Source organism: Streptomyces sp. NPDC101225, assembly GCF_044767585.1.
In the GTDB taxonomy this organism is placed as follows: domain Bacteria; phylum Actinomycetota; class Actinomycetes; order Streptomycetales; family Streptomycetaceae; genus Streptomyces.
Genome location: NZ_JBIWOE010000035.1, coordinates 1 through 23439 on the forward strand (window position 1 = coordinate 1; position 23439 = coordinate 23439).

23 protein-coding genes are annotated in these 23439 nt (G+C 67.7%); 7 read left to right on the top strand and 16 right to left on the bottom strand.

Annotated features, from left to right (window positions below; all coding sequences use genetic code 11):
• From ACIRPX_RS34830 to ACIRPX_RS34840, 3 genes are all read right to left on the bottom strand, one after another.
• Window positions 1-1308: IS1634 family transposase (locus ACIRPX_RS34830; protein ID WP_404202777.1), on the bottom strand; the 1308-nt coding region annotated here is incomplete at its 3' end.
• A 303-nt stretch (window positions 1309-1611) separates the two neighbouring features.
• Window positions 1612-2781, bottom strand: coding sequence for a thiolase C-terminal domain-containing protein (locus ACIRPX_RS34835; RefSeq protein WP_404202779.1), 1170 nt, complete (start codon window positions 2779-2781; stop codon window positions 1612-1614).
• A 24-nt stretch (window positions 2782-2805) separates the two neighbouring features.
• A complete protein-coding gene (locus ACIRPX_RS34840; protein ID WP_404202781.1) occupies window positions 2806-3576 on the bottom strand; it encodes a hypothetical protein in 771 nt (256 codons plus the stop codon).
• A 173-nt stretch (window positions 3577-3749) separates the two neighbouring features.
• Between ACIRPX_RS34840 and ACIRPX_RS34845 the strand changes: the two genes are divergently transcribed.
• From ACIRPX_RS34845 to ACIRPX_RS34855, 3 genes are all read left to right on the top strand, one after another.
• Window positions 3750-4220 (top strand): hypothetical protein, encoded by a 471-nt coding sequence (locus ACIRPX_RS34845; RefSeq protein ID WP_404202783.1) that lies wholly within the window; start codon window positions 3750-3752, stop codon window positions 4218-4220.
• A complete protein-coding gene (locus ACIRPX_RS34850; RefSeq protein WP_404202785.1) occupies window positions 4190-4714 on the top strand; it encodes a phytanoyl-CoA dioxygenase family protein in 525 nt (174 codons plus the stop codon). The genes ACIRPX_RS34845 and ACIRPX_RS34850 overlap by 31 nt, the downstream gene beginning before the upstream one ends.
• A 129-nt stretch (window positions 4715-4843) precedes the next feature.
• Complete coding sequence (locus ACIRPX_RS34855; RefSeq protein ID WP_404202787.1) at window positions 4844-6385, top strand: class I adenylate-forming enzyme family protein; 1542 nt, start codon at window positions 4844-4846, stop codon at window positions 6383-6385.
• Window positions 6386-6572: 187 nt separating this feature from the next.
• On the opposite strand, the gene ACIRPX_RS34860 is transcribed toward ACIRPX_RS34855, so the two are convergent.
• From ACIRPX_RS34860 to ACIRPX_RS34885, 6 genes are all read right to left on the bottom strand, one after another.
• On the bottom strand, window positions 6573-7448 hold the full coding sequence (locus ACIRPX_RS34860; RefSeq protein ID WP_404202789.1) for a sugar phosphate isomerase/epimerase family protein: 876 nt from the start codon (window positions 7446-7448) through the stop codon (window positions 6573-6575).
• 349 nt (window positions 7449-7797) lie between these two features.
• On the bottom strand, window positions 7798-8685 hold the full coding sequence (locus ACIRPX_RS34865) for an LLM class F420-dependent oxidoreductase (protein WP_404202791.1): 888 nt from the start codon (window positions 8683-8685) through the stop codon (window positions 7798-7800).
• A gap of 85 nt (window positions 8686-8770) precedes the next feature.
• Window positions 8771-9604, bottom strand: a complete 834-nt coding sequence (locus ACIRPX_RS34870; protein ID WP_404202793.1) for an SDR family NAD(P)-dependent oxidoreductase — start codon at window positions 9602-9604, stop codon at window positions 8771-8773.
• Between the two features lie 9 nt (window positions 9605-9613).
• Complete coding sequence (locus ACIRPX_RS34875; RefSeq protein ID WP_404202795.1) at window positions 9614-10402, bottom strand: glucose 1-dehydrogenase; 789 nt, start codon at window positions 10400-10402, stop codon at window positions 9614-9616.
• On the bottom strand, window positions 10399-11586 hold the full coding sequence (locus ACIRPX_RS34880) for an LLM class flavin-dependent oxidoreductase (RefSeq protein ID WP_404202797.1): 1188 nt from the start codon (window positions 11584-11586) through the stop codon (window positions 10399-10401). The genes ACIRPX_RS34875 and ACIRPX_RS34880 overlap by 4 nt, the downstream gene beginning before the upstream one ends.
• Window positions 11587-11730: 144 nt before the next feature.
• On the bottom strand, window positions 11731-12501 hold the full coding sequence (locus ACIRPX_RS34885) for an SDR family NAD(P)-dependent oxidoreductase (RefSeq protein ID WP_404202799.1): 771 nt from the start codon (window positions 12499-12501) through the stop codon (window positions 11731-11733).
• 226 nt (window positions 12502-12727) lie between these two features.
• On the opposite strand from ACIRPX_RS34885, the gene ACIRPX_RS34890 reads away from it, so the two are divergent.
• The 4 genes from ACIRPX_RS34890 to ACIRPX_RS34905 all read left to right on the top strand — a co-directional run bounded on the left by ACIRPX_RS34890 (window position 12728) and on the right by ACIRPX_RS34905 (window position 15083).
• On the top strand, window positions 12728-13804 hold the full coding sequence (locus ACIRPX_RS34890) for an LLM class flavin-dependent oxidoreductase (RefSeq protein ID WP_404202801.1): 1077 nt from the start codon (window positions 12728-12730) through the stop codon (window positions 13802-13804).
• A gap of 154 nt (window positions 13805-13958) precedes the next feature.
• Window positions 13959-14279, top strand: coding sequence for a hypothetical protein (locus ACIRPX_RS34895; protein ID WP_404202803.1), 321 nt, complete (start codon window positions 13959-13961; stop codon window positions 14277-14279).
• Entirely contained in the window at window positions 14257-14790 is a 534-nt protein-coding gene (locus ACIRPX_RS34900) for a Coq4 family protein (protein ID WP_404202805.1), read from the top strand. Before ACIRPX_RS34895 ends, ACIRPX_RS34900 begins: the two co-directional genes overlap by 23 nt.
• Complete coding sequence (locus ACIRPX_RS34905; RefSeq protein ID WP_404202807.1) at window positions 14787-15083, top strand: 4a-hydroxytetrahydrobiopterin dehydratase; 297 nt, start codon at window positions 14787-14789, stop codon at window positions 15081-15083. The genes ACIRPX_RS34900 and ACIRPX_RS34905 overlap by 4 nt, the downstream gene beginning before the upstream one ends.
• Window positions 15084-15178: 95 nt before the next feature.
• Here the strand turns inward: ACIRPX_RS34905 and ACIRPX_RS34910 are convergent, their stop codons facing one another.
• From ACIRPX_RS34910 to ACIRPX_RS34940, 7 genes are read right to left on the bottom strand one after another with little or no spacing between them, the layout of a single operon-like run.
• Entirely contained in the window at window positions 15179-16120 is a 942-nt protein-coding gene (locus ACIRPX_RS34910; protein ID WP_404202809.1) for a cyclase family protein, read from the bottom strand.
• Window positions 16121-16145: 25 nt separating this feature from the next.
• Window positions 16146-16898, bottom strand: coding sequence for an SDR family NAD(P)-dependent oxidoreductase (locus tag ACIRPX_RS34915; protein ID WP_404202811.1), 753 nt, complete (start codon window positions 16896-16898; stop codon window positions 16146-16148).
• A 20-nt stretch (window positions 16899-16918) separates the two neighbouring features.
• The gene (locus ACIRPX_RS34920) at window positions 16919-17734 is read right to left on the bottom strand and encodes an ABC transporter ATP-binding protein (RefSeq protein ID WP_404202813.1); all 816 of its coding nucleotides are present in this window, start codon (window positions 17732-17734) and stop codon (window positions 16919-16921) included.
• Complete coding sequence (locus ACIRPX_RS34925; protein WP_404202816.1) at window positions 17731-20481, bottom strand: ATP-binding cassette domain-containing protein; 2751 nt, start codon at window positions 20479-20481, stop codon at window positions 17731-17733. The genes ACIRPX_RS34920 and ACIRPX_RS34925 overlap by 4 nt, the downstream gene beginning before the upstream one ends.
• A gap of 47 nt (window positions 20482-20528) precedes the next feature.
• Complete coding sequence (locus ACIRPX_RS34930; protein WP_404202818.1) at window positions 20529-21473, bottom strand: alpha/beta hydrolase; 945 nt, start codon at window positions 21471-21473, stop codon at window positions 20529-20531.
• A 4-nt stretch (window positions 21474-21477) separates the two neighbouring features.
• Entirely contained in the window at window positions 21478-22233 is a 756-nt protein-coding gene (locus tag ACIRPX_RS34935) for a glucose 1-dehydrogenase (protein WP_404202820.1), read from the bottom strand.
• A gap of 5 nt (window positions 22234-22238) precedes the next feature.
• Entirely contained in the window at window positions 22239-23378 is a 1140-nt protein-coding gene (locus ACIRPX_RS34940; RefSeq protein ID WP_404202822.1) for an LLM class flavin-dependent oxidoreductase, read from the bottom strand.
• Between the last annotated feature and the right edge of the window lie 61 nt (window positions 23379-23439).

Sequence of the window (23439 nt, forward strand, 5' to 3'; positions counted from 1 at the left end):
GTCGATGGACAGCCGTCCGGTGGTGGGGTGCTGCTTGAGCCAGCGGCCCAGCGCCGGGTGGTCACGCAGCGCGCACTCGGCCTTGCGGTGTGGCGCGTCCGAGGGGGCCGCGCGCTTGCCGGTCTTCGCAGTCTTGGCCTTCGCTCTGGCCGCGTCGGTTTGACGGGCGGTCTTGATGCGGGCGAGTTCCTCACGGGCCGCGGCGAGTTGGTCCTCGCGGCGGGCCTGGTCGCGTTCGGCCTCGGCGGGGTTGTGGCAGATGATGAAGCGCCTGGCCTCGTCGCCGTCGAGGCGGACCTCCTTGACCCGCAGGTTGTCGCGTACTTCCTGGTAGCGGCCCTGGCGGGCGAGGGCCTGGTCGGCGAGGCGGGAGCCCTCGCGCATCTTGATGCCGGTGATGTAGTGGCCGCCGGCCCGCTTGAGGTAGGACTGGTTGGCCTCGGAGGAGAAGCCGGTATCGCAGACGGTGACCACCCGGCCGAGCCGCCAGTCCCGCAGGCCGTCCTTGACCTCGGTGATGACGGTCTGGTCGTTGGTGCCCCCGGGCCAGGTCCAGCAGCGCACCGGGATGCCCTCGCGGGTGACGGCCAGTCCGATGACGATCTGCGGCAGATCCTTGCGGTGGTCCTTGGAGTGCCCGTACTGCCGCAGGCTGGAGCCCTCGCCGTCCGGGGCGTCAGCCTCGTCGCGCTCGAAGTACGTCGAGGTGGTGTCGAAGAAGACCAGGTCGACCTCGAGGTTGAGCAGGTGGGCGGCGGAGAAGAACACCGTCTCCTGCACGGCGCCCTGGACATCGGCCTGAACCAGCAAGTCCATGGCCCGGTAGGCGTGCTGTTCGCTGAGCGCGTCCAGGCCGGGGACCACCTGGTCGCAGGTGGCCCACTCGGCGGCGGCGAGCTTGGAGGCCGGGGCGATCGCCCGGTTGGCGACCAGCGCGAACAGGGTGCGCTCGACGTCGGTACGAAACTTCCGCCCGTCGATATGCGAGGCCAGGGCGGTGTCGATGCCCAGGAGTTTCCATAGCCCGTCCAGCAGCCAGCTCGCGCCGATCGGCCGGGAGGACTCCACCGTCAGCGGCCCGGCCGCCTCGGCGCCCAGCGGCGTCGCGCTGTCGTCCTCGTCGCCGAGGTAGCGGTTGATCGAGGCGACCAGGCGGCGCAGGCCCTCGACGTCGAGTCGGTCCTCGCGGCCGAAGTTGACGAGCACTTCCGCCTGCGTGGTGCCGTCCTTGCGCCGGTTGTGGGCGAGTTGGAGGTAGCGCACCACCGACCCGTCCTTGTTCCGCCGCTGGATCTTCCGCAGGTACATGCCCGCATCATCGGGCAGAGCACGAGGTCAGATCAATAGTAATCCCAGAACCGTTTGCCCACACATTTCGAGGTGTTCCGGCGACCCCGGCCCCTCTGACCTGCACAGATCCGCTGTCGACCCGCTCCGTATGCCCACCAACTGTCGAACTCGGGCGAAGGCGGCCGCGGGATTCACGCGGAAGAGGGCGTCGGTGAGATCGATGGCCGGTACATCGGCGAGGGTCAGCCGTGCGTCTTCGGACATGGCTTCTCCCGCCCCGCCTGGTGTCGGCAGCTGGGGTGCGTCTCGGAAGTGAGAGAGCTAGTGGTCCCGCCTCAGCAGCACGGCCGACGTGACACCGGAGACATATCCGGGCTGGCCGGAGCACAGCGCCACCTCCGCGCCGGGCACCTGCCGCTCCCCCGCGGCGCTGCCTCTGAGCTGCAAAACGGCCTCAACCACATGATTGAGGCCGTGTACGTAGCCTTCCGACAGATGTCCGCCGTGTGTGTTCACCGGCAGCCTTCCATCAAGCCGGGTTGCCCCGGAGGCGACAAAGGCCGCCGCCTCGCTCGTCGGGCACAGCCCGTAGTCCTCCAGTTGCATGAGCACCAGGGGGGTGAAGGCGTCGTAGAGTTCGGCCACGTCGACCTCCTCGGGGCCGACGCCGGCTGCGGCGTAAAGGCGGGGAGCCATCTCGCGGACCGCGCTGACCGACAAATCGGTGCGACCGCCGGAGTACAGGCTGTGCCCGCCGCCGGTGGCCGCACCGCTGATGAGCACGGTCTGTCTGCGCAAGTCACGCGCCCGTTCAGCGCTCGTCACCACGAGGGCGACCGCGGCGTCTGTCTCCAGGCAGCAGTCGAAGAGCCGGAGAGGCTCCGCAATCCACCGGGAAGTGAGGTAGGCCTCCATGGTCAATGGCTCGCGCATCATGGCCCGGGGGTTCTTGGCAGCATGCTCCCGCTGTGTGATCGCAACTCTGCCCAGGTCTTCTGCGGTTGCACCCGCCCGCTCCAGATAGGAGCGGGCGACAATCGCGTACTGCTGGGGCGGCGTGAGGAGGCCGTAGGGGACCTGGTACTGGAACTCCACCAGAGTGGGAGCCGCACGGCCGGTGCCGCCCATGCGGAACTCCGAGCGTGCGTTGAGGGCCCTCCAGCATACGACGACGTCGGCCTGTCCGGTGGCCACGGCCATGGCCGCCGCCCCGACCGTCGCCGCCGACATGCTCCCGCCACCCACGAGATCAACCAGAAAACGGGGGTCACTGACGCCGAGGGAATGCGCCACGACCGCCGCGGGAACAGCGTCACCGACGGAGTGCGTTGCCAGCCCGTCCACGTCCGCCAGGGTGAGACCGCAGTCGTCCAGCGCCGCCTTGATCGCCCGCTGGGCCAAAGTGAGGGTGCTGACGCCGGAGTTCTTGGAGTACGGCGTCCATCCCACGCCGGCGACGGCGGCCCGGTCGCGCAGTGTTCCCTTGGCCATCTCGACCTCCTCGGCGGAATCAGGTCAGCTGTTGCGCGGTGCCAGCCGCGAGCCGGGGTAGGGGGCCAGGAGTGTCTCGCGCCAGGCGCCGTCGAGGAACTCACGAGACCGCTTCTGCCAGGTCAGCAGGCGGTTGTCGGGGGCGACCTCGTCATCCAGGCCGAGCGCGGCATCACGCGAGCGCTGCAGGGCGAGGTGCGCGTCGAGGTCCGTGCCCCAGAAGGTGACAACCTCCGTGTCGCTGAGCAGCACCTCGTACAGGCCGACGAGGCGGTGTCCGTGGTCGGCGAGGATCGGTGCGCGCTCTTCCCGTACCGCAGCGAGGTAGTCCAGCGCCGCGCCGGGGCGGACCTGGGCGACCTCGTGCAGGAAGAACGGCGCGGTGTACTCATCGGCCTTCAGCGCCTGCAGGTCCGGCGTACCCTGGACTGCACCCATGGGCCGGGAGAACGCCTTGTGCCGCAGGTCGTCGATGTTGGAGAGGAACAGCTCCGGCTTGACGTTGTCGTAGATGTCCATCATCTGCCGCCAGCCGCCGTCCCAGCCGCCGACGCAGTCCCACAGGGTGACGGCCTTGAACTGCTCGTGGCCGGTGATGCCGACGGCGTAAAAGGCACCGACGAGGTCGATGTCGCTGGAGCGGACCGACAGACCACTGGTCAGCTGCGACCCGCCGGTCGTCATCTGCTCATCCTCGCGCTTGTAGTTGGTGAGCCACTTGAGGTACTCCAGCGGCCGCTGCGAGTTCATCGGATGGAAGTAGACCTCTTCGAGCAAATATATGCCACGGCGCACGTTCGTTCCCTCTCATCCCCGCACCCATATCAACCGAGCGCTTGCTTGGTTTAAGTTACAAGGGTGAGGCAGGACGGTCAACGGAAGTGAACCAAGCAACCGCTTGATTGTATCTGCTCCTCGTCCTACCGTGTCTCAGCAGCGCAGGTCGGCAGTCTGCTGGAGGTCCGCCAATGGAACATTCCCTTGCAGTAGCCCGCACCGCGGAGCAGGGCAAGGACAACCTCGACGCACACGGGTACACGGTCCACGTGGACTTCCTGACCGCTGAAGAAGCTGAAGAACTAGCTGCACTCAGGCAGCGGCTGGAGGAACAGGCCGAACTGGAGCGGGCCGAGGGGGTGACGATGCTCTCGTCGAGCGCGCACTCCGCTTCCGACGTCTACGTCGGCGCTCCCAGGCCCGCTGAACGCATCGGGTTCCAGGCAGTGAGGTTCCTGCCGAACGAGGGACGCCCACTCATCGACGTGCTGCACAAGCCGATCACGCACGACTATGCGGCACACCTGTTCCGAGACGAGGCATACAACGTCGTTCATACAACGGGGTCCTGCTGGGGAGGGGCAACTCGCGTCAAGTACTGCACGCCGGCCAACAGGCCATTCCGCTGGTCTTGGACCGACCGGTCATGTTCGTCGCGATGATCTGTCTCTCCGACTTCGAGGCAGACATGGGCGCCACACTGGTGGCGCCCGGTTCGCACCGTTTCCCCGCACCGGACCTGCGGACCGATCCGGACGAACAGCTACGGGACATCGGTTCGGGGCTGGTGCCGCTGACCGCCAAGGCCGGGTCCGCCCTGTTCTGGGCGAGCCGTACCTGGCACCGCCAAGGGGGTTCGACATCGGACAAGACCCGCGTCTCCCTGGGCGTCCACTGGTCTCAGCACTTCGTCAAACCCCAGGATTTCTACCCCGCGATAGAGCACGACGACGTATACGAGACCCTCACGGACGCCGACAAGGATCTCCTCGACTTCAAGGTCGTCAAGGAGTACGCCGGCGCCATAGCACCGCGCACACCCGACGATCGGCGCACGAAGATGAACGTTCGCCATCCCTACGTGCCCGAGCTCGTCAAAGGCGGAGCACGGCATGCGGTGCCCCTGGACGTCACGGGTGCAGTACCCGACAACTGACCAGCGAGGACCCAGACTCACCTGAAGCACGCCCCGGGCGGACGCCCCGGCTGATCACTGTGCGGGTACTAGGAGGAAAACGTGCGAGAACGACAAGTACCGTCGCCCTACGGCAACTACGCCCACGCGGTGATCACCGCCGGTGCACGGCGCCATCCCGACCGGGTTGCCGTCAGCTATGAGGGCGGCCTCCAGCTCACCTACGCAGACCTCGATGCGCGGGTGAACCGCCGCGCGAACGCGCTCAAGCAGGCTGGCGTGAGCGCCGGCGACCGCGTTGCAGTCCTGCTCCGTGGCACGCTGGGCATCGCCGAGACCTACCTCGCGCTGGCCAAGCTCGGGTCGATACTCGTCACGCTCAACCCCTACTGGAGCGACGACATCACGACCACGATGGTCGAACGCAGCAAGTGCAGCGCCTTCGTCTACGAAGGTGCCTTCGACGCACTCGCCGCCGGAATCGCTCCGAAACTGCCACAGGTGTCACGGTGGCTGCGCCTGGGCGGCGCGATTGCAGACTCCGTCGACCTGGACCAACTGACCGAGGAAGCCTCGGACCAGGAGCCGGAGCTCGGCGCCCATCACGGCGACGAACTCGCACTGTTCTTCACCTCTGGCACAACCGGACTACCCAAGGCCGTGGTCCACACCCATGCGAGCGCCCTTGCAACCGCCCAGCAGTGGCTGGACGTTCCACACGACAACGACTCCGTCTTCGGCACAGGCCCCATCATCTGGGGCGTCGGATACTTCGCCATCGCCGGCCCCGCCCTCTACGCCGGCATGCACCTGGTACTCGAGAACGATTTCGGTCCCGTCCGCTTCCTCGAGGCCGTACCGGCCCAGAAGATCACCCATATCAGCGTCATTCCCAGCTTCTTCAGCCAGCTGTTCGGCACCGACGGGCAGGCCGATGCGGACCTGTCGTCGCTGCGCGTCATTCTGCTCGGCGGCGAACCCCTGCTCCCCTCGCTGCGCCAGCGCATCCTGGACCGGCTGCCGGGTGTGGCGCTGTGCTCGTACTACGGACAGACGGAGGCGCCCTACACCGTCGTGGGATTTCAGCACGACAACAGCCAGGATGTGCGGGCCTCCGGCCGAGCCCGGACCGGGTGCGCCGTCAGGGTGGTCGACGCCGAGGGACGGCGCCTCGTGGGCGAGGTGGGCGAGGTGTGGCTGACCGGACCACACGTGATGCACGGGTATGACGGCGACCCCGAACGCACCGCCGACGTGCTGCGCGACGGCTGGTACGTCGGTGGCGACATCGGCATCCTCGACCCCACCGGCACGCTCACCGTGCTCGGCCGGCGACAGGACGCGATCCGCACGCCGACCCGCTACGTGCTCCCCGGTGAAGTCGAGGACGCCGCACTGGGCATCGACGGTGTTGCCGAGGCTGGCGCAGTCGGTGTGCCCGAGGACGCGGAGCGTCAGCAGATCCTGCTCGCCGTGCAGCCGACACCGAGGCGCACCCTCGATCTCGACACCGTACGGAAGGAGTTGGCCCGCCGCCTGCCCGACGAGGCGCATCCGGACGCAGTGGTGATCGTCGACGCACTCCCCCATGCGCAGGACTCCTCGGGCGGAAGCGGCAAGCTGCTGCGCCGGGAGATCCGCACTCGGTGGGGGCATCTCACCGTCGGGAACTCCGAGGCAACAGGGCCGTGATCGCCGAACGCCGACAGAGGAGGAAGCCGAGCAGGCCGCGCGCAAGCCCGCCAGGAGTGTCCATGCCATCCCTGGCGGGCGTTGGAGAGCATCGGCGCGCGGCAGCACCGCGGCGAGTCGGGAAGATGATGGTCCGGGGCTTCCTCGGCGGCGCTCGGGACCGGCATGGTGTCCTACGGCAAAGCCCCTACCGCGTGTTGGCGGCGGCAAGTGCCGAGTGCGTGGCCCTGGCCGCTCGCCTCGCCGCATCCGTGGCGTCCATCGCTGCCAGGTGGTCCGAGACCGACTCCGGCCCCACGGTCGGGCTGCCGCCGTTCGCCCATAGGGTCCGGAGCACGGTCGCCAGGTCGAAGTCGCCGGCTCCCGGGAGGAGTCGGTCGTGCGTGGCCGCGTGCCACAGATCGGGCTCCGGGCGGGCTGGGCCGTCCGACAGTTGCACCGAGAACACCTTCTCCGGGGGAATCTCTGCGAGCAACTGGTAGTCCGGAGCGCTGCGGTAGAAATGCCACGTGTCCAGCACAAGGCCGCCGTTGGAGCGGCCAGCCAGGCGCACGATCTCCCAGGCGCTCCTCAGATCCGGAATGCCGCTGAATGGCATGAATTCCAGTTGGACACGCAGCCCCTGCCCGGCGGCCTGATCGCATACTCGCGCGTACGCCTCCGCCCCCAGCTCCGTCGGAACGTGCCTTCCGTACGGTTCGATCAGTGAGATGAGGTCGGCACCGACGTCCTGGGCGAAGCCGAGGCAGTCGTGGACCGAATAGGCCCCGAAGAACTGCGCGTAGCGGATTCGCTCCGCGATCTGCGGCGCATCAGCGGTGACGTCCATGCGTGGCTCCCACCGCGGGAGCCACGTTGTCAGCGGGTCGAGCGCTGCGAGGCGGACATCGATTGCGGCGGCCAGGCGCCGCATCCTCGGTCCACGCGATGTGCCCGAGCCGGGAGGGCGGCAATCCCACGGGAACACACTCATGGATCCGTAGCCGGCCGCGCCGACAGCTTGGAGGCGGTCATCGAAGTTCACCCGCCCCAACGTGCCCGACCACAGCAGAATTTGGCTCACGTTGGCTCCTCGGGCTGCGGTACAGGGCTATATGTGGCGGACACCGTGAACTTCTGCATAAGGTGCTGGCTCAAGTCACCGAGGTATTCGCATCGTCGTGCACGTCGAGCATGAGGTTCGTGGTGATGTGCCGTGTGTGCGGGGTGCCGTTGTCGGGGTAGATCCGCACCCACTCTTCGTACATGGACGCGACTTCGTTGCGGCCTGTGTATTGCGTCCCGGTCTCTTGCACCTGGATGACTGCGTCGGCGAAGAGCTCCCCCCACGCCTATGAAGTCACCGGAGTCGAGGAGTCCGGCGTACCGGTAGATCAGAAGGGGCACGGTCACGTGCCCGGAAAGCGGCTCGTTCATCGGGGCAAGCACTCCTTTGCCATGTGGTCGATGCGAGGCAGCAGCACGTCCGCACGCTCGGATGGGAGCCAGAAGATGCAACGGTGTACGCCCATGGCCGCGTACCGCTCGATCGCGTCGGGGTGGGCCTGGGCGTCGAACAGGGTGACGGGTACCGGGGCGCGGCCGAGTTCGGCAGCGAGGTGCTGCAACTCGGCGATTCGGGCGGTGAGTTCGGTGTCGAACGCTTCGGGGCGGCCGGATCGGAAGTCGGCCGAGGCCCAGTTGTCGCTGCCGTCGCGGAACGGCATCCACTCGTCGCCGTAGGCGAGCACACGGTTCAGCACGCGAGGCCCTCCCCCGCCGATCAGGACGGGTGGGCGCGGGCGCTGTACTGGCTTGGGCCATGACCAGAGGGGGTCGAAGTCGACCAGCGTGCCGTGGTAGGCGGCCTCGTCCTGTGTCCAGATCGCGGTCATGGCCTCGATCCGTTCCTGCAGAAGCCGCCATCGTGTCGCCGGATCGGTTCCGTGGTTGCGCATCTCCTCGACGTTCCATCCGGCCCCCACCCCGAACAGGAAGCGGCCGCCTGACACCACGTCGAGGGAGGCGATCTGCTCGGCCAGCAGGATGGGGTCGCGCTGCGCGACCAGGCAGATGGCCGTCCCGATACGCACCTGTGAGGAGGTGGCGGCCACGGCCGCCATGGCCACGAACGGGTCGAGTGCGTGCGAGTACTCCCGCGGCAGAGTCTCCCCGGTGGGCGAGGCGGAATCACGCGAGACGGGAATGTGGCTGTGCTCCGGGAAGAACACGGACTCGAATGCACACACCTCGGCGGCGGCACCCGACTCGATCGGTGTCATCGAATAGTCGGCCGGGAACATTTGCAGCCCGAAGAGCATGCGTCACCGCCTTCAGAGCGAAGAAGGGGATCGGCCGGCCGGAGGACACTGGACCGGCCGACCGAGTATTGGGGTATGCGCTCCCTCAAAGCACGGCGTTGGGATGCACGATGTGTGCCTGCGCGTGCCAGGGCTGGTGGGCCTGGAATCCGCCATCCGCGATGATCGTCTGCCCGGTGATGTAGCGGCCCGCCTGGGAACCCAGGAAGACGATGATCGAGGCAATGTCCTCAGGTTCGGCGAAATCCGGAACCAGGAGGTTGTCGCGGTAGACGCCCAGCTTGACGGGGTCGAGGTTGCCGCGTGCCGTCGGGCTGAGTACCAGACCGGTGGCGATGGCGTTGCAGCGGATCCCGAGCTTTCCGTGCGAGGTGGCGATCGAGCGGGTCAGAGAGTACTTCGCCGCCATCGAGGCGGCATAGGCGACGTGGTTGGTGTCGCCGCTAAATCCCGCAGTGGAACCGACGTTGACGATCGAGCCGCCCCCGCCGGCAACCATGGCCGGGATCGCGTGACGGCAGCCGAGCACGGCACCCTGCAGGTTGACAGCCATCGTGCGGTCCCACACCTCGTTCGGCGTGGAGACGACGTTGAGGTCCTGGCCCTCGATCTCACGGTCATACACAACCGCGTTGTTGACCAGGACGTCGAGACGGCCGAAACGGGAGAGTGTCTCTTCCACCATGCGGGCCACGTCGGGTTCCTTGGCGACATCGCCAACCACGGTGTGCGCTTCGCCGCCAGCGGCCCGTACCTCGTCGGCGACCGCGTGGGCGCCGTCTCCGTTGATGTCGAGGATCGTGACCCGTGCGCCTTGTGCGGCGAGGGCGAGTGCCGTGACACGGCCGATGCCCTGGGCGGCGCCGGTGACGATCGCGGTTGCGCGGTCCTGAGAAGGGGAGCCTGCCGAAGAATTCATTCCCGCTCCTCAGTCGTACACCGGGCCGGCCAGCGACCCGCCGTCCACGATGAATTCGGCGCCGGTGCAGTACGACGACTCATGGCTGGTGAGGAACAGCACCGCGCTGGCGATCTCCTGCGGCTGGCCGAGGCGGCCGAGCGGCAGTTTCGCGAACGCTTCCTTGGCTGTCTCGGGCATTGCATCGACGCCGTCCGGTGCGATCATTGCGGTCGCCACGCTGCCCGGGGCAACGGTGTTGACGCGGATGTTCTTGGAACCCAGTTCCATGGCTGCGGTACGTGTCAGACCCCGTATCGCCCACTTGGAAGCGGAGTAGGCGGTGGTCCCGGCGACTCCGACGAATGCGTTGATCGACGCGGAGTTGACGATGGTCCCGCCGCCCGCCGCGGCGATGGCCGGCGCGGCGGCCTTCATACCGAGGAAGATTCCGACCTGATTGACCTCCACGACGCGGCGGAACTGCTCTGCCGTGGTGTCGTACAAGGAGGCCATAAGGAGGATGCCTGCGTTGTTGACCAGGGCGTCCAGGTGTCCGAACGAGCCGACGGCCAGGTCGACCGCAGCCTGCCACTGGTCTTCGTCGGCGACGTCCAGGCGGACGAACCGTGCGGCATCGCCGAGTTCGGCTGCCAGCTTCTCGCCGGGCTCCGTCAGCACGTCGGCGAGGACGACCTTGGCGCCTTCGGCGGCGAAGAGCCGGGCGATTGCCTCCCCCTGACCGCGGGCGGCGCCGGTAACCAGGGCGACTCGGCCCTTCAGCCGCTCCTTGGAGGCCTCCGTGCTCTGCATTGTCATCGGCTCTGGCTCCGCTCGTACGTCTCACGCGCCTTGCGTGCCGCCTCGTTGGCGACCTCGATGGCTCGTTCCGAATCAGCCTGGAACGTGGACCAGTTCTCCTCGCGGCGAACGGTGGCGTCCTGGAAGTGCGGCATCACGTACTCGGCGAACAGCTCCAGCGAGCGGAGGGTGTCCGTGTGGTCGGCCCAGTCCTGGAGCATGATCAGGTAGGTGCCGAAGCCGCCAGAGGTCTCCTGGAGACCCTCGATGTGCTCGATGGCGTCCTGCGGGGTGCCGATGACGCCCATGCCCGTACTCCGGAAGACATCCGTCTTCGAGGCGTCCGGCGGCAGTCCGGCGGATTCGATCAAGTTTCGCAGGATGCCCGCGTCCCGGAAGAAGTATTCGCCCGAGTCCTCGATGCCGTATGCAACCTGGTCCTCGGCCTTTGCCGTGGTGGGTGCGATATGCATGGGCGTGACCAGCCGCCAGCGGGCGCGATCCGGTGCCGACCGACCGGCCTTGGTCGCTTCCTCCTCAGCGATCCGCCAGTGCTCGGCGAGCGCTTCCTTGCCGGCGGGCGTGGACACGGTGAGGGCGAGCATGGGAAGGCCCAGTCGTCCTGCCAGCCGCGGCCCCGAAGGGGAAGCGACCGCCGTGACGAGGAACTCCGGTCGCGGCCGGGTGTAGGGCTTCATGTGCAGCTGGGCCCGGCACAGTTCGAACCACTCGGTCTTGCGGTCGACGTGGCCATCCTGCTCGAGCAGGGCCAGGATCGCCTCCAGCGACTCCTCCATGCGCTCGCGGGCCGTCGTGTAGTCGATGCCCAGCATGGCGGCGTCGGACGGCAGTGCACCGGGACCGACGCCGATGATGGCCCTGCCGCGGGTGAGATGGTCCAGAAGGAGTGCACGGTCCGCCACGTTGAACGGATGGTGGTACGGCAGCGAGATCACGCCCGTGCCGAGATTGATGCGCTGCGTGCGCTGAGCCGCGGCTGCGATCATGATTTCCGGGCTTCCGAAGATCTCCCAGCCGCCGGAGTGGTGCTCTCCGAAGTACAGCTCGTCGAAGCCGAGAGCGTCCAGTTTCTCTGCCAGTTGCAGGCTGCGCTCGAGGTCCCAGCTGGGATTGCCGCTCGGACGATACAGCGGCGGCAGGAAGACACCGAATCGCATCCGGTTCCGAACCTCGTGGGCCATACAGCTTCAGCTCCGTCCCTGTTCACGCCCGCTCGGGCACCTCTTTGCGGCTCGCGGGCAGGCACACCGCCACCTTAACAACCAAGCGCATGCTTGGTTGCAAGCTTGTTGCGGCACCCGGGCCCTGTCAAGGTCGTTGCATGGTCAGACTCCGTATGCCCCGTCCACGTCGAGCGTCTGCCCGCTGATGAATCCGGCCCGGCCCGACGCCAGGAAGCAGACCGCCTCGGCGATGTCACACGCGGTTCCGAACCGGCGCAGCGGGATGTTGGCCTTGGTGACGTCGAGCGCCTTCTCGTCGAGGTCGCCGGAGTCCATCAACCGGGCCGCCATGCCGTCCACCAGCATCCCGGGGCCGACACAGTTGGCACGGACACCGAAGCGCCCCTCCTCGGCCGCTATGCCCCGCACCAGCGCCTCCACGGCCCCCTTGGGGCCGGCCGAGAGGCCGTCCCGCACGGGGAAGCGTCGGGTGGCGGCGGTGGTCACCGCAACGAGGGATCCCCCCGAGTCGCGAAGGTGCGACAGCGAAGGCTGGACGAGGTTGAAGAACGCGACGGCGTCCTGCTCGACCTGCCGACGGAACTGCGCAGGCGACACGCGGCTGAGGTGCACCATGGGCACATGCGGTCCCGCGGCATACACGACCGCGTGAATGCCGCCGAACTGGTCGACGACCTCGTCGAGGAAACGCCCGGTCGCCTCCTCGTCGGACAGGTCCAGTTGCCAGGTGGCCGCCCGCTGTCCCGACCGGCGGACCTCGCCGGCTAGTTCATCCGCAGCATCGGCGTTCTTCCGGTAGGTCAGGGCGACATCGCTGCCCCGCTCGGCCAGCATCCGGGTGATGGCTGCACCGATACCGCCGGTGGCTCCGGCGACGACGGCCGCGCCGGGGCGGTCGGTGAAGTCGTTCATGTCTGTCTCCTCGCAGCACTGCGGCCCGCTTCTCGGACGGCGATCGCACTGCTACTGTACAAACCAAGCTAACGCTTGGTCTGCTAGTTGGATCATCTGTCATATGCAGACGCTGTCCGACAACCGACGACCGCACCGGCGGGCGTCCCGGCGCACCTGCCGTGAGAGCCGGAATACAGCCGTGCCCCCAGGTCGTCGGACCGTCCAGTCCCCTGAGGAGCGCAGAGTGTCAGCACCGCGACGGCCCATGAAGTTCTCCACGTTCAACCTGTTCCACCGCTTCGACGGCATGAGCGTCCGCGAGGTGTACGACTACAACCTGGAACTGGCTGAGTACGTCGAGGAACTCGGATTCGACGGCTTCTGGATTGCCGAGCACCACTTCCGCGGCTACGGCGTCGTGCCATGCACACCGGCATTGCTGTCGTACATCGCGGCCCGGACCGAACGGCTGCGGCTGGGCACGGGCATCGTGGTGCTGCCCCTGCACAATCCGGTCCACATCGCGGAGCAAATCGCCCAGCTCGACGTGCTCTCGGGAGGGCGTGTCGATTTCGGCGTCGGACGCGGTTACCAGAGCGTGGAGTTCGAGTCATTCGGCCTCGACCTTGCCGAGGCCCGTGACCGCTTCAACGAGGGCTTGGAGGTCATCCAGGGACTCTGGACCCAGGACGAGTTCAGCCACGAGGGCCCGTACTACCGCACTGGCACGATCAACCTGGTACCGAAGCCCGAGCAGAAGCCCCATCCCCCGGTGTACGTCGCGGCGGTGAGTCCGGAGACCGTCGAGTTGTACGCCGCGCGCGGCCTGCCGATCCTGGCCGATCCGGCAGCACCGTTCAAGAAGGTCGGGCGCGCCGCCGAGGCCTGGCACGCCGCAGCATCCGCCGCAGGACATGACGACGCGGACATCGAACTCGTGATCACGCGCGCGGTGTACGTCGCCCCCACCGTCGAGCAGGCACGGGCCGACCAGGAGCGCTTCGAGAAGCTCTTCGACCGTTCCCGCATCTTCAACGCCCAGAGCGCCCCGATCGACTCGGCTACGGGCCAGGTCGCCAAGGGCTTCGAGTACTGGCAGGACCGCTACCTCAAGGGCGGCGCGGTCGACAACGACTTCCGGTGGGAGCAGCTGGAGGTGATCGGAGACCCCGAGCGGGTCATCTCCCAGATCCGCATGCTCCAGGAGTTCGGCTACTCCCAGCTGATGTGCGACTTCGGCAGTACGCGCCCGATTCCCCTCGACGAGATGAAGAAGACGCTGCGGTTCTTCGCCAAGGAGGTCATCCCGGCGTTCCGCTGAGATCGACCCTTCGGGGTGGAAACCATGGGTGCGCGAACTCGTGGCATCCGCCAGCCATCACTCCCGGTACTACGGTGCACACCAAGCGCTTGCTTGCTATTGTCCGTGACATTCAGGCGCCGGGTCGGCTGACCTCGGACCCGGGTTACTCGACATGCACATCGACCTGGTGGAGGAGTTGCTCCACGAGGCGGGCCACCAGGACCGGGACCGGCGCACCCACTGGTTCACCGTCCTTGCCACGACGGTCACACCCTCCACCATCCATCCGTGGTCTCGCCGCCGACCCGAAAACGCCGATCTACTGCTGCTCCACGCATGGGCGGCTCTGCTCCACGGACGCCGACGCGGACGGCACGACGACCGGCAGGCCATCATCGCGGCCTACCACCGCGCCGCGCGGCTCCAGCCCTCGGATCCGGGCCCGTGGACCGTGCTGCTCGGCGTGCTTCGTGTATCAGCCGGCTCCCCATGACCTCGACGCGTTGCTGATGCTCCCCGAAGGCACCCTGGGGCACGCGTACGCCCGACACATGCGGGACAACGGTCTGGCACCACAGTTCTACGAACCGGTCGAGGTGACGAGCGACGCGCTGTACATGCGGGACCGTCTGATGCAGACCCACGACCTCGTCCACACCCTGACCGGTTACGACACAAGCATTCTGGACGAGACGGCCATCACGGGGTTCTACTTCGGCCAGCAGGACCGATACCACCCAGATGGTGGCGGCATCTTGATGATCCACAGCGTCATACAGGAGTCAGCCGTATTTCTGCATGCCGCGCTCAAGAACCCCGAGGACGCGCGCTTGCAGATCCGGGCATTCATCGAAGGGTACAGCCGCGGATACGCAGCAAAGCCGTTCCTGTCCTTCAGGCTTGAGGAGCTCTTCGATCAACCCATCGAAGCGGTGAGGGAAAGCATCGGCATCGTTCCGCGTGCCGTCCCTGGATCCGTCTCCGCCTCGGACGGTTCAAGGTGAGCGATCAGGCGCCCCTGACCTCAGAATTCTTGTCCAAGGAACTCGCATCTCTTCCCGGCTGGTCCGGCGACACATCCCGGATAGCCCGCACGATCGAAGCCCCGAGCTTCCTGACCGGTGTGGATCTCGTCCACCGGGTCGGTGTCCTGGCCGAGGCACTGAACCATCACCCGGACATCGACATCCGATGGCGACGCATCACCTTTGGGTTGACAACACACGACTCTGGCGGTGTCACCGGCAAGGATCTCGCCCTCGCTCGAGGGATCGACCGATTGGTTTTGACGATCTGAGTCGCTCGGACCGCTGGCCCGAGGCCAGCGGTCCGCATGGAGCCGATGAGACTTGTCCTCAGCCTGCTGCTCGGTATGGGTTCTCGGTGAATCGCTCAGAGAACCGCAACCGGGTTGACCGCACTGCCCGTTCCGCCCTCGAGGGCCAATGGGGCGGCCATGAAGAGGAATTCGTGGCGACCCGCGCGGGCGAGCTCTTCGAGCCAGAGCATCTCCAGAAGGTAGATACCCCGACTCCACAGCAAGAGCAGGTGGAGGTCCTCATCGGGGCCCACGTCAAAGCTGCCGTCCATGGCCAGGGCTCCCACCGCGGCATTGTCACAGGCCACAGCGGCGACATCGTGATCGGCGAGCCACAGGCCACCGTCATGGCTCAAGCCGGGCTGGCCCCCTTGATAACGCGCGCGGTCAACCTCGTAGACGGTGGGCCAACCGGTGCGGATGACGGCTACGTCTCCTGGGCGCAGACTGATGGCCTGTTCTTTCGCGACGTCCCGCAGGAGGTCGGCTCCAATCCTGACCGATTCATCCAGGTGGGGCACGCCGAGGTGGGCCGGCACGTCGAAGAAGACACCGCGCGTGACAAGGGGGCCAGCCTTCTCGATGCCGCAGCGAGTTGCCCCGTAGGAGCGGACCCGGGCGGCGGAGTGACCGTTGTACAGCGTCTCGCCGCGCCACATGTGGCACAGGGCGTCCATGTGCGTGGTCGTGCCGTGGTGGGAGATCATAAGGGCGTCGTCAGCCACACCGATCACCCCGTTCAACAGCCGTGCCCCGGCCAGGTAGTCGGCACCGTCGACGGACATGAAGTGCTGAGGCAGCGGCCGCCCGGGCAGGTGTGGGACCGATGCCTGGGCCGGACCGGAGGTCGAGCCGCGGATGGGCATTCCGAGGCTGAGCAGTCGTCCTTCGCGCACGGTCCCGGCGGCGCCCAGGATGGCCTCGGGGGTGAGGAGGTTGGCTGCTCCCCGTTCGTCGTCCTCGCCCCAGCGGCCCCAGTTGCTCTCGGCCGGAGCGGCGGCGTGCAGGTCGTCCATCGCTTGTCTCCTGTGGTGTGAACAGTCACGCCATCGTGACGCCGCCGCTGACGCTGATCGTCTGGCCGGTGAGGTAGGCCGCCGAGTCACCGCTGAGATAGGTAACCAGGCCTGCCACCTCGTCCGGTTGGCCGGCCCGGCGCACCGGCACCGTGCGCAGGAGCGCCTGCATCATTCCAGGGCGTTCCTCGCCGACTTTGCGCAGCATCGGGGTGTCGACCAGACCCGGGCACACCACGTTGCTGGTGACGCCTTGCCGGGCGGCTTCACGGGCGAGGGTCTTGGCCAGACCGAACAGTCCTGCCTTGCACGTGGCGTACACGCTTTCGCCGCCGGCTCCGGCGCGGGCGCCGTCGGTGGAGATGAACACAAGCCGGCCCCAGCCGCGTTCCCGCATCCCCGGCAGGAGGATGTGGGAGAGCAGCATCGGTGCCCGCAGGTTGATACGCCACATGCGGTCCCAGGAGGCCGGGTCGCTCTGGGCGAACGGCTCGACCGTGCTGACTCCTGCGTTGTTGACCAGGATGTCGACACCGCCGAACCGGTCGATCACGTCGCGGCCGAGCGCGGCCACGTCGTGCTGGTCGTCGAGGTCAACGACGAGCGGGACGGCGTCGGGCAGCTCGTCGGCCACGCGGCGGGCTCCGGCCTCGTCGACGTCGGCGATCAGCACACGGGTCCCCGCGGCGGCGAGTTCCCGGCAGATCGCGGCTCCGATGCCGCCCGCTCCCCCGGTCACCAAGGCCGTTCTGCCCTTCAGGTCGGGGGCATCACTCACGGGTTTCCTCCTGTCTCGTGTCATCCCCGCAGGTATGCGGTTCGCACCGACTGGTCGGCTGCCACTTCCTCGGGCGTGCCTTCCATGAGCACTTCGCCCAGGTTGAGCACGACGACGCGCCCGCAGTTATTCATGACGAACCGCACGTCGTGCTCGACGAGGAGGACGGCCGTGGAGCGCTTCTCGGTGAGTTGGTGGACGACTCCAATGAGACGTTCGGCCTCGGTGTCGTCGAGTCCTGAGGTCGGTTCGTCGAGGAGCAGCACGGACGGTTCATCGACCACGGCGCGGGCCAGTTCCATCATGCGTGCGAGGCCGACGGGCAGATGGCCAGCGTAGGCGTCGCGCTGCTCCCACAGTCCGACCTCGCGCAGGGTCTCCTCCGCCTGCTCGCGGCGGCTGCGCTCGTGCCGGCGGCGGGATGGCAGTGCCAGGACGTCCGCCATGAAGCCGCCTCCTCCGCCGTGCCACTCCAGCGCGGCCAGCAGGTTGTCCAGCACGGTGAGCCGACCGAAGACCTGCTGTCGTTGGAAGGTACGGCGCAGTCCCAACCGGGAGCGGGCCAGGGCCGATTCGCGGGTGACGTCTCGTCCGGAGAGGAGCACGCGTCCGGAGGCGGGCCGGTTCAGCCCGGACACCGCGTCGAAGAGCGTTGTCTTGCCGGCTCCGTTGGGCCCGATGAGGCCCAGCAGTTCCCCGGGGGCGGCCCGGAGTGACACGGAGGACACCGCGCGGACGCCGCCGAAGCGGACCGTGAGGTCCTCGATCTCCAGGGCGGCCGGGGTGCTGGCGGACGTCGCATCGGGTGACTGCCGCTTGTCAACTGTTGTCTTCATGCCTGTACCGTGTTCCGGTTCGTCGGGGGTTCGGCTTCGATTCCCAGGTAGGCCTCGGCGAGTCGGGGCTCGTCGGCCGCCTGCCGCGGACCGGACCAGGTCACGCGTCCGGTGGCGAGGCAGACGACCTCGTCGGCAATGGCCAGGACGTCATGCACCTTCTCCTCGGCCAGGAGCAGAGAGACACCGCGGTCTCGCAGCTCCCCGAACACCTCGAAGATCTGGTCGACTACCCGCGGCGCCAGGCCGAGGGCCGGCTCGTCCGCGACGATCAGCTTCGGTGGCCTGACCAGGACCGGGGCGAGGGTCAGCAACTGCTGCTCTCCTCCTGACAGGACTCCGGCGGGTCCGCGGCGGCGCTCGGCGAGGATCGGGAAGCGGTCGTAGATCTGGGCGATCTCGTCCGCGTCGCGCAGCCAGGTGCCGAGGTTCTCCTCCACAGTCAGGCCGGGAAACACGCCTCGGGCCTCTGGCGCGGTGAACAGTCCAGCCCGGGCCCGGCGGTGGGCGGGCCACGCCGTCACGTCGGTGCCGTCGAAGATGACCCGCCCGCCGGTCACGGCGGCGGCCTGGCCAGTGACCACATTGACCGTGGTGGACTTGCCGGCGCCGTTCGTGCCGAGCAGGGCGACCACGGCACCCTGGCGCACGACGAGGTCGACGCCCCGCAGCACCGGCACCTGCCCGTAGCCGGCGTCGATTCCCCGGAGTTCGAGAACCGCGGGCTCGGCGGGCTGTCCGGGGACCGCGGAGGCGGAGGCGGGTTCGGTCACCTTCATCACCGGGGTGGTCGGCGCGGGAACCGTCTCAGCCGTGTCGACGCCTTGGGCGCGCTTGCGCTGGCGTCGCCTGTGGCGCATCTCCGAGAACTGGGAGACGGCGCCGTCCGGATATTTGGCCAGCACCATCCCACCCACCCCGAAGAGGATGTTGGGGATGTGCGGCGAGTCGGTGACGTAGGAGAACACCTGCGGTGCCATCGCCACCAGGAGTCCGGCGAGCAGTGCCGGCCCGACTCTTCGCACCCCCTGGACCACGACGACGGCGAGCCAGAAGAATCCGGCGAACGCCGGGTAGTCGGTGTTGATGATCCGGCCGTTGTACATCGCGGCCAGCACACCGCCCAGTCCGGCGACGGCCGCCGATGACATGAAGAGCACGAGTTTGGTCCGGGTCGCCGATATGCCGTGCGTCGCGGCCGCGGCCGGGGCGCTGCGCACTGCGAGGATGGCGCGACCGGTGCTAGACCGTTCCAGGTTGATGATCCCGAGGGAAACGATCCCGGCCACCAGCAGCAGGAACACCGTCATCGCCCGGGGGTCGGTGAGGCTGACGCCCGCTACAGCCACCGTTGGTAGGTCCCAGCCGAGTTGATTGTTCGTCATCCAGTCGAGCTGGAAGAGAAGCTTGTCGCCGATCATGGCAAGGGCCAGGGTCGACAGTGCCAGCACGCGTCCGCCCAGGCGCAGGGCCGGGAGTGCGACGAGGGCCCCGAACACGGCGGCGGTGAGCACGCCGGCTAGGACCGCGCCGCCGAATGGCACGCCATGTGTGGTGAGCGCCCCGGTGGTGAGGGCTGCGGCCGTGACGAAGGTGGCCTGCGCAAAGCTGACCATGCCGCCGATGCCGGTCACGATCACGAACGACAGGAAGATCAGGCCGAAGGCGAGGCCCTGTGCGGCGAGCCCGGCCCAGAAGTCCGAGGCGAAGGTGAACAGCCAGACGAGTAGGACGAGGAGCGTGGCCACCCAGGGCAGTATCCGGCGCCAGGGCGGCAGGTCGGCCAGGTAGTCGGGCGGAGGCGCGTCCTCGGCGACGGACCCGGCGACTCGGCGTCGGGAGCGGTTGAAGAACAGCAGCCCGAGGAAGAGCAGCAGGACGGGGAAAGAGGAGCGGAAGCCAGGGATGCCGCCGGCGAAGTCGGCGTACCCGGCGACCAGGTTCTGGATGACGCCGAGCAGCAGGCCGATGCCGAAGGTCACCGGCACGGATCGCAGACGTCCGAAGACGGCGGCCGTGGCGGAGAGAACGAGGAGCACGGTGAAGCTGCCCGCGTCCAGGCCGAGGACGGGAGCGGCGAGGACTCCGGCCAGTCCGCCCAGGAGACAGCTGAGCATCCAGGAAGCCGCCGAGGCACGGTCCGGGTCGATGCCTCGCAGCGCGGCCAGTGCTCGGCGGTCCGATGTGGCGCGCATGGCCAGACCGAGGGAGGTCTTGCGGAGCAGGAACCACAGTCCGATCGCGACGATGGCGGCGGCGACGAAGGTGATGAGCTGGTTGGAGTCGACGCTTACCCCCGCGAACAGCTTCCAGTGACGCGCCGGGGACGGGCCGAGTCCTGGAACCGAGTACTGGTTGGTCGGGTCGGTCAGGCCGACGTGGAATGCGTTGATCAACTGCTCGACGACGAACAGGGCGAGCGAGGGCAGGGCGACCAACAGGCCGATGGTGGCAACGATCTGTGCCACCTCACCGGACCGGGACAGTTCGTTGAACATCAGTCTGTGCAGGGCCAGACCGATCAGCGGGCCGACGATGCAGATGGCGATGACGGCCGCTGGAATCACCGACATGCCCATGCCGGTGTGCAGTTCGAAGTACGTCAGCGCGCTGACGAAGCCGATGCCGCCCAGGGCGAAGTTGAAGATGCCCGAGGCGGTGTAGGACAACACCAGGCCGGACGCCATGAGCGCATAGATCGCTCCGGAGACGAGGCCGGTAAGGATGAATCCAATGAACAGTGACATGCTGGCCTCTCTCACTTCACGACCAGACTGCGGTAGTTGACAACCCGTCAAAAGCGGTGGAGTACCGCCCGTACCTGGGCCACGGCCTCACCGAACGCCTCGCGGGCGATCGGCAGCAGGGCCCCGAATCCGAAGAAGCCGTGGAAGGCCCCTGGATAGCGCTGCATGCTGACCGGCACGCCGGCCTCACGCAGCCGCTCGGCATAGTTCTCGCCCTCGTCGCGCAGTACGTCGTACTCCGCCGTGATGACGTGGGCAGGGGGCAGGCCTGAAAGATCAGGTGCCTGCAGTGGCGCTGCGTACGGCTGTGTCCGGGCCGACGCGGCGGCGTACTGATCCCAGTACCAGCGCATGTGGTCAGCTGTGAGCAGGTATCCCTTGGCGTTCTCGACGTAGGAGGGGCGGGTGAAGTCGGCGTCGAGCACGGGGTAGATCAGTAGTTGGAAGGCCACGTGCGGGCCGCCCCGGTCCCTGGCGAGCAGTGCCGCCGCGGCGGCCAGGTTCCCACCCGCGCTGTCGCCGGCCAGGACCAGGCGCTCCGTGTCGGCGAGCAGGCTGTCGCCCTGTTGTCCGATCCATTCCAGCACCGCGTAGACGTCTTCCAGCGGCTTGGGGAAGGGGTGTTCAGGAGCGAGCCGGTAGTCGACGGAGACGACCACGCAGCCGATGCGGTTGGCCAGGCGACGGCAGATGTCGTCATGCCCGTCCAAGTCGCCGAAGACCCAGCCGCCCCCGTGGCTGAAGACCATGACGGGCGGCGGGTCGGCCGGTTCGTCCAGCGGTCGGTAGATACGGACCGGCACCGGGCGGCCCTGGGGGCCGGGGACGGTTCGGTTGGCCACCGAGCCGACGGGGGTCGGATCGGCGAGTGCCCCGGGGGGCGTGGCCATCAGGGCCCGCGCCTGTGACGCGTCGGTGATCTCCGTGCCGACCCGGGACATGACGACATCGATCTGGGCGACGATCGCCGCTGATGTTGCGTCCAGCGTCATGGCGTCACCCCTCGTCCGGGACGGCAGGGCCGGTCAGGGCACCGCCGTCGATGGTGAACTCGCCTCCGGTGATGTACGCGGACGAGTCGGAGGCGAGGAAGAGCACCAGGTTGGCAACCTCTTCGGCCTGTCCGGCGCGGCGCAGGGGGACGTGCGGGAAGTCGGCGCCGGAGCCGGCCAGCGCGCCCGCGACCATGGGTGTGTCGATCACGCCGGGATGCACCGAGTTGACGCGGATGCGGTACGGCGCGAGTTCGAGCGCGGCGGTCTTGGTCAGGCCGCGCAGCGCCCATTTGGTGGCGCCGTACCCGGCGTGCCCCGGGTAGCCGACCAGGCCTGCCGTGGAGGAGATGTTGACGATCGAGCCGTCGCCGCTTTCGCGCATCGCCCCGGTGCAGGCCTGGATGCCCAGGAGGGCACCGATGGTGTTGATCCGGTAGAACCGCTCCAGCCGCTCGGCGGTCTCCTCCAGCAGTGGCCGTGTGCCGTAGATCCCGGCGTTGTTGACCAGGATGTCCAGGCGGCCGAAGGCGGCGACCGCGGTCGCCGCCGCGTGACGCCATTGCTCGGCGTCGGACACGTCGAGAGGGACGAACACGGCGTGGTCGCCCAGTTCCGCGGCGACCGCCTTGCCCTCATCGACGAGTACGTCGGTGACGATCACGCGCGCTCCTGCATCGACGAAGCGGCGCGCCTCGGCTGCCCCCTGTCCCCGGCCCGCCCCGGTGATCAGTGCGGCCCTGCCCGCCAGTGTCGGCATGGTGCTCAGGCCTTCTTCTGGTTGCGGAAGTGCGGGATCACGGTCTCGCCCCACTGCCGGATGGTTTCCAGGCACACGTCCTGCGGCACCAGGCCCATCTGGATCAGGCACATGATTTCGTCCGCGCCCGCGTCCACGAGCTGCTGCACGTAGTCGATGGCCTGCTGGGCGTCGCCGTAGGCGTGGTTGACGTTGAACGTGGCCCCGGTCTCGGGGTTGACCGGGATCTTGGCCTCGTGCAGGCGGGAGATGTGCTCTTCCTTGCGCCGTTCCAGGTCGCCCAGGGGGTCGTCGCCGAACTCGAGCGTCGGGGGCTCTCCCCCGCCGTACCAGTAGGCGATGGATTCGGCGAAGAAGCGCTGCCCGCGGACGCCGTAGCGGCGGGCGCTTTCCACGTCGTCGAGGACGATGGTCGGACACAGCGCGACCAGTGAGTCGTTGGCGACGGTGGAGACCATCTTCTCCGGTGTGCGCGCCGCGATCGCCTCGTCGTAGATCTTGCGGTAGACGCGGATCTCGTCCGGCCCGGCGAAGCCCATGACAAGCGCTCCGACACCGTATTCGGCGGCCAGTCTGACGGTTTCCCGCTTGGTGCACGCCATGTACAGCGGCGGATGGGGGGTCTGCACCGGGCGCGGAAGAATCTTGTGGTACTTGCCCTCCGGGGGCTGGATGTCGAGCAGCTCGCCGTGCCACTCGAAGGTCTCATTCTGCCAGGCGGAGCCGATCAGGCGCAGCGCTTCGTCCACCTCGGCGTAGGTCTGCTCCGGGTCGACGTTGCACAGCGCCATTTCCTGGAGAGTGGCGCCCCGTCCCGCACCCACGTCGACCCTGCCGCCCGACAGCACATCCAGCATGGCCGCGCGCTCGGCGGCCCGCACGGGGTGGTTGTAGTTGAACGGCATGCACACCACGCCGTGCCCGATGCGGATGCGGGAGGTCCGCGCCGCCACCCAGGTCAGGAAGATCTCCGGCGCGCTCATGTGGGCGTACCACTCCAGCGCGTGGTGTTCGACGGCCCACACCCGGTCGAAGCCCATCTCCTCACCGAGAACGGCCTGTTCCACGCAGTCGCACAGTACTTGCTGCTCGGCCTCGGGCGAGGAGTCGGCCGTCTGGGCTTCGAAGATCATCGAGAACTTCATCGGTCTCCCTTGCGTATGGGGTGTTCTTCTACGCACGCGCTACCGCACCGGCGGATCACGG

What these genes read in the sequence shown, in the direction of transcription:
- ACIRPX_RS34835 (WP_404202779.1), bottom strand. Translation starts at nt 2,781, where the DNA reads ATGGCCAAGGGAACACTGCGCGACCGGGCCGCCGTCGCCGGCGTGGGA.
- ACIRPX_RS34845 (WP_404202783.1), top strand. Translation starts at nt 3,750, where the DNA reads ATGGAACATTCCCTTGCAGTAGCCCGCACCGCGGAGCAGGGCAAGGAC.
- ACIRPX_RS34865 (WP_404202791.1), bottom strand. Translation starts at nt 8,685, where the DNA reads ATGCTCTTCGGGCTGCAAATGTTCCCGGCCGACTATTCGATGACACCG.
- ACIRPX_RS34870 (WP_404202793.1), bottom strand. Translation starts at nt 9,604, where the DNA reads ATGAATTCTTCGGCAGGCTCCCCTTCTCAGGACCGCGCAACCGCGATC.
- ACIRPX_RS34875 (WP_404202795.1), bottom strand. Translation starts at nt 10,402, where the DNA reads ATGACAATGCAGAGCACGGAGGCCTCCAAGGAGCGGCTGAAGGGCCGA.
- ACIRPX_RS34880 (WP_404202797.1), bottom strand. Translation starts at nt 11,586, where the DNA reads ATGGCCCACGAGGTTCGGAACCGGATGCGATTCGGTGTCTTCCTGCCG.
- ACIRPX_RS34885 (WP_404202799.1), bottom strand. Translation starts at nt 12,501, where the DNA reads ATGAACGACTTCACCGACCGCCCCGGCGCGGCCGTCGTCGCCGGAGCC.
- ACIRPX_RS34895 (WP_404202803.1), top strand. Translation starts at nt 13,959, where the DNA reads ATGCACATCGACCTGGTGGAGGAGTTGCTCCACGAGGCGGGCCACCAG.
- ACIRPX_RS34910 (WP_404202809.1), bottom strand. Translation starts at nt 16,120, where the DNA reads ATGGACGACCTGCACGCCGCCGCTCCGGCCGAGAGCAACTGGGGCCGC.
- ACIRPX_RS34920 (WP_404202813.1), bottom strand. Translation starts at nt 17,734, where the DNA reads ATGAAGACAACAGTTGACAAGCGGCAGTCACCCGATGCGACGTCCGCC.
- ACIRPX_RS34925 (WP_404202816.1), bottom strand. Translation starts at nt 20,481, where the DNA reads ATGTCACTGTTCATTGGATTCATCCTTACCGGCCTCGTCTCCGGAGCG.
- ACIRPX_RS34930 (WP_404202818.1), bottom strand. Translation starts at nt 21,473, where the DNA reads ATGACGCTGGACGCAACATCAGCGGCGATCGTCGCCCAGATCGATGTC.
- ACIRPX_RS34935 (WP_404202820.1), bottom strand. Translation starts at nt 22,233, where the DNA reads ATGCCGACACTGGCGGGCAGGGCCGCACTGATCACCGGGGCGGGCCGG.
- ACIRPX_RS34940 (WP_404202822.1), bottom strand. Translation starts at nt 23,378, where the DNA reads ATGAAGTTCTCGATGATCTTCGAAGCCCAGACGGCCGACTCCTCGCCC.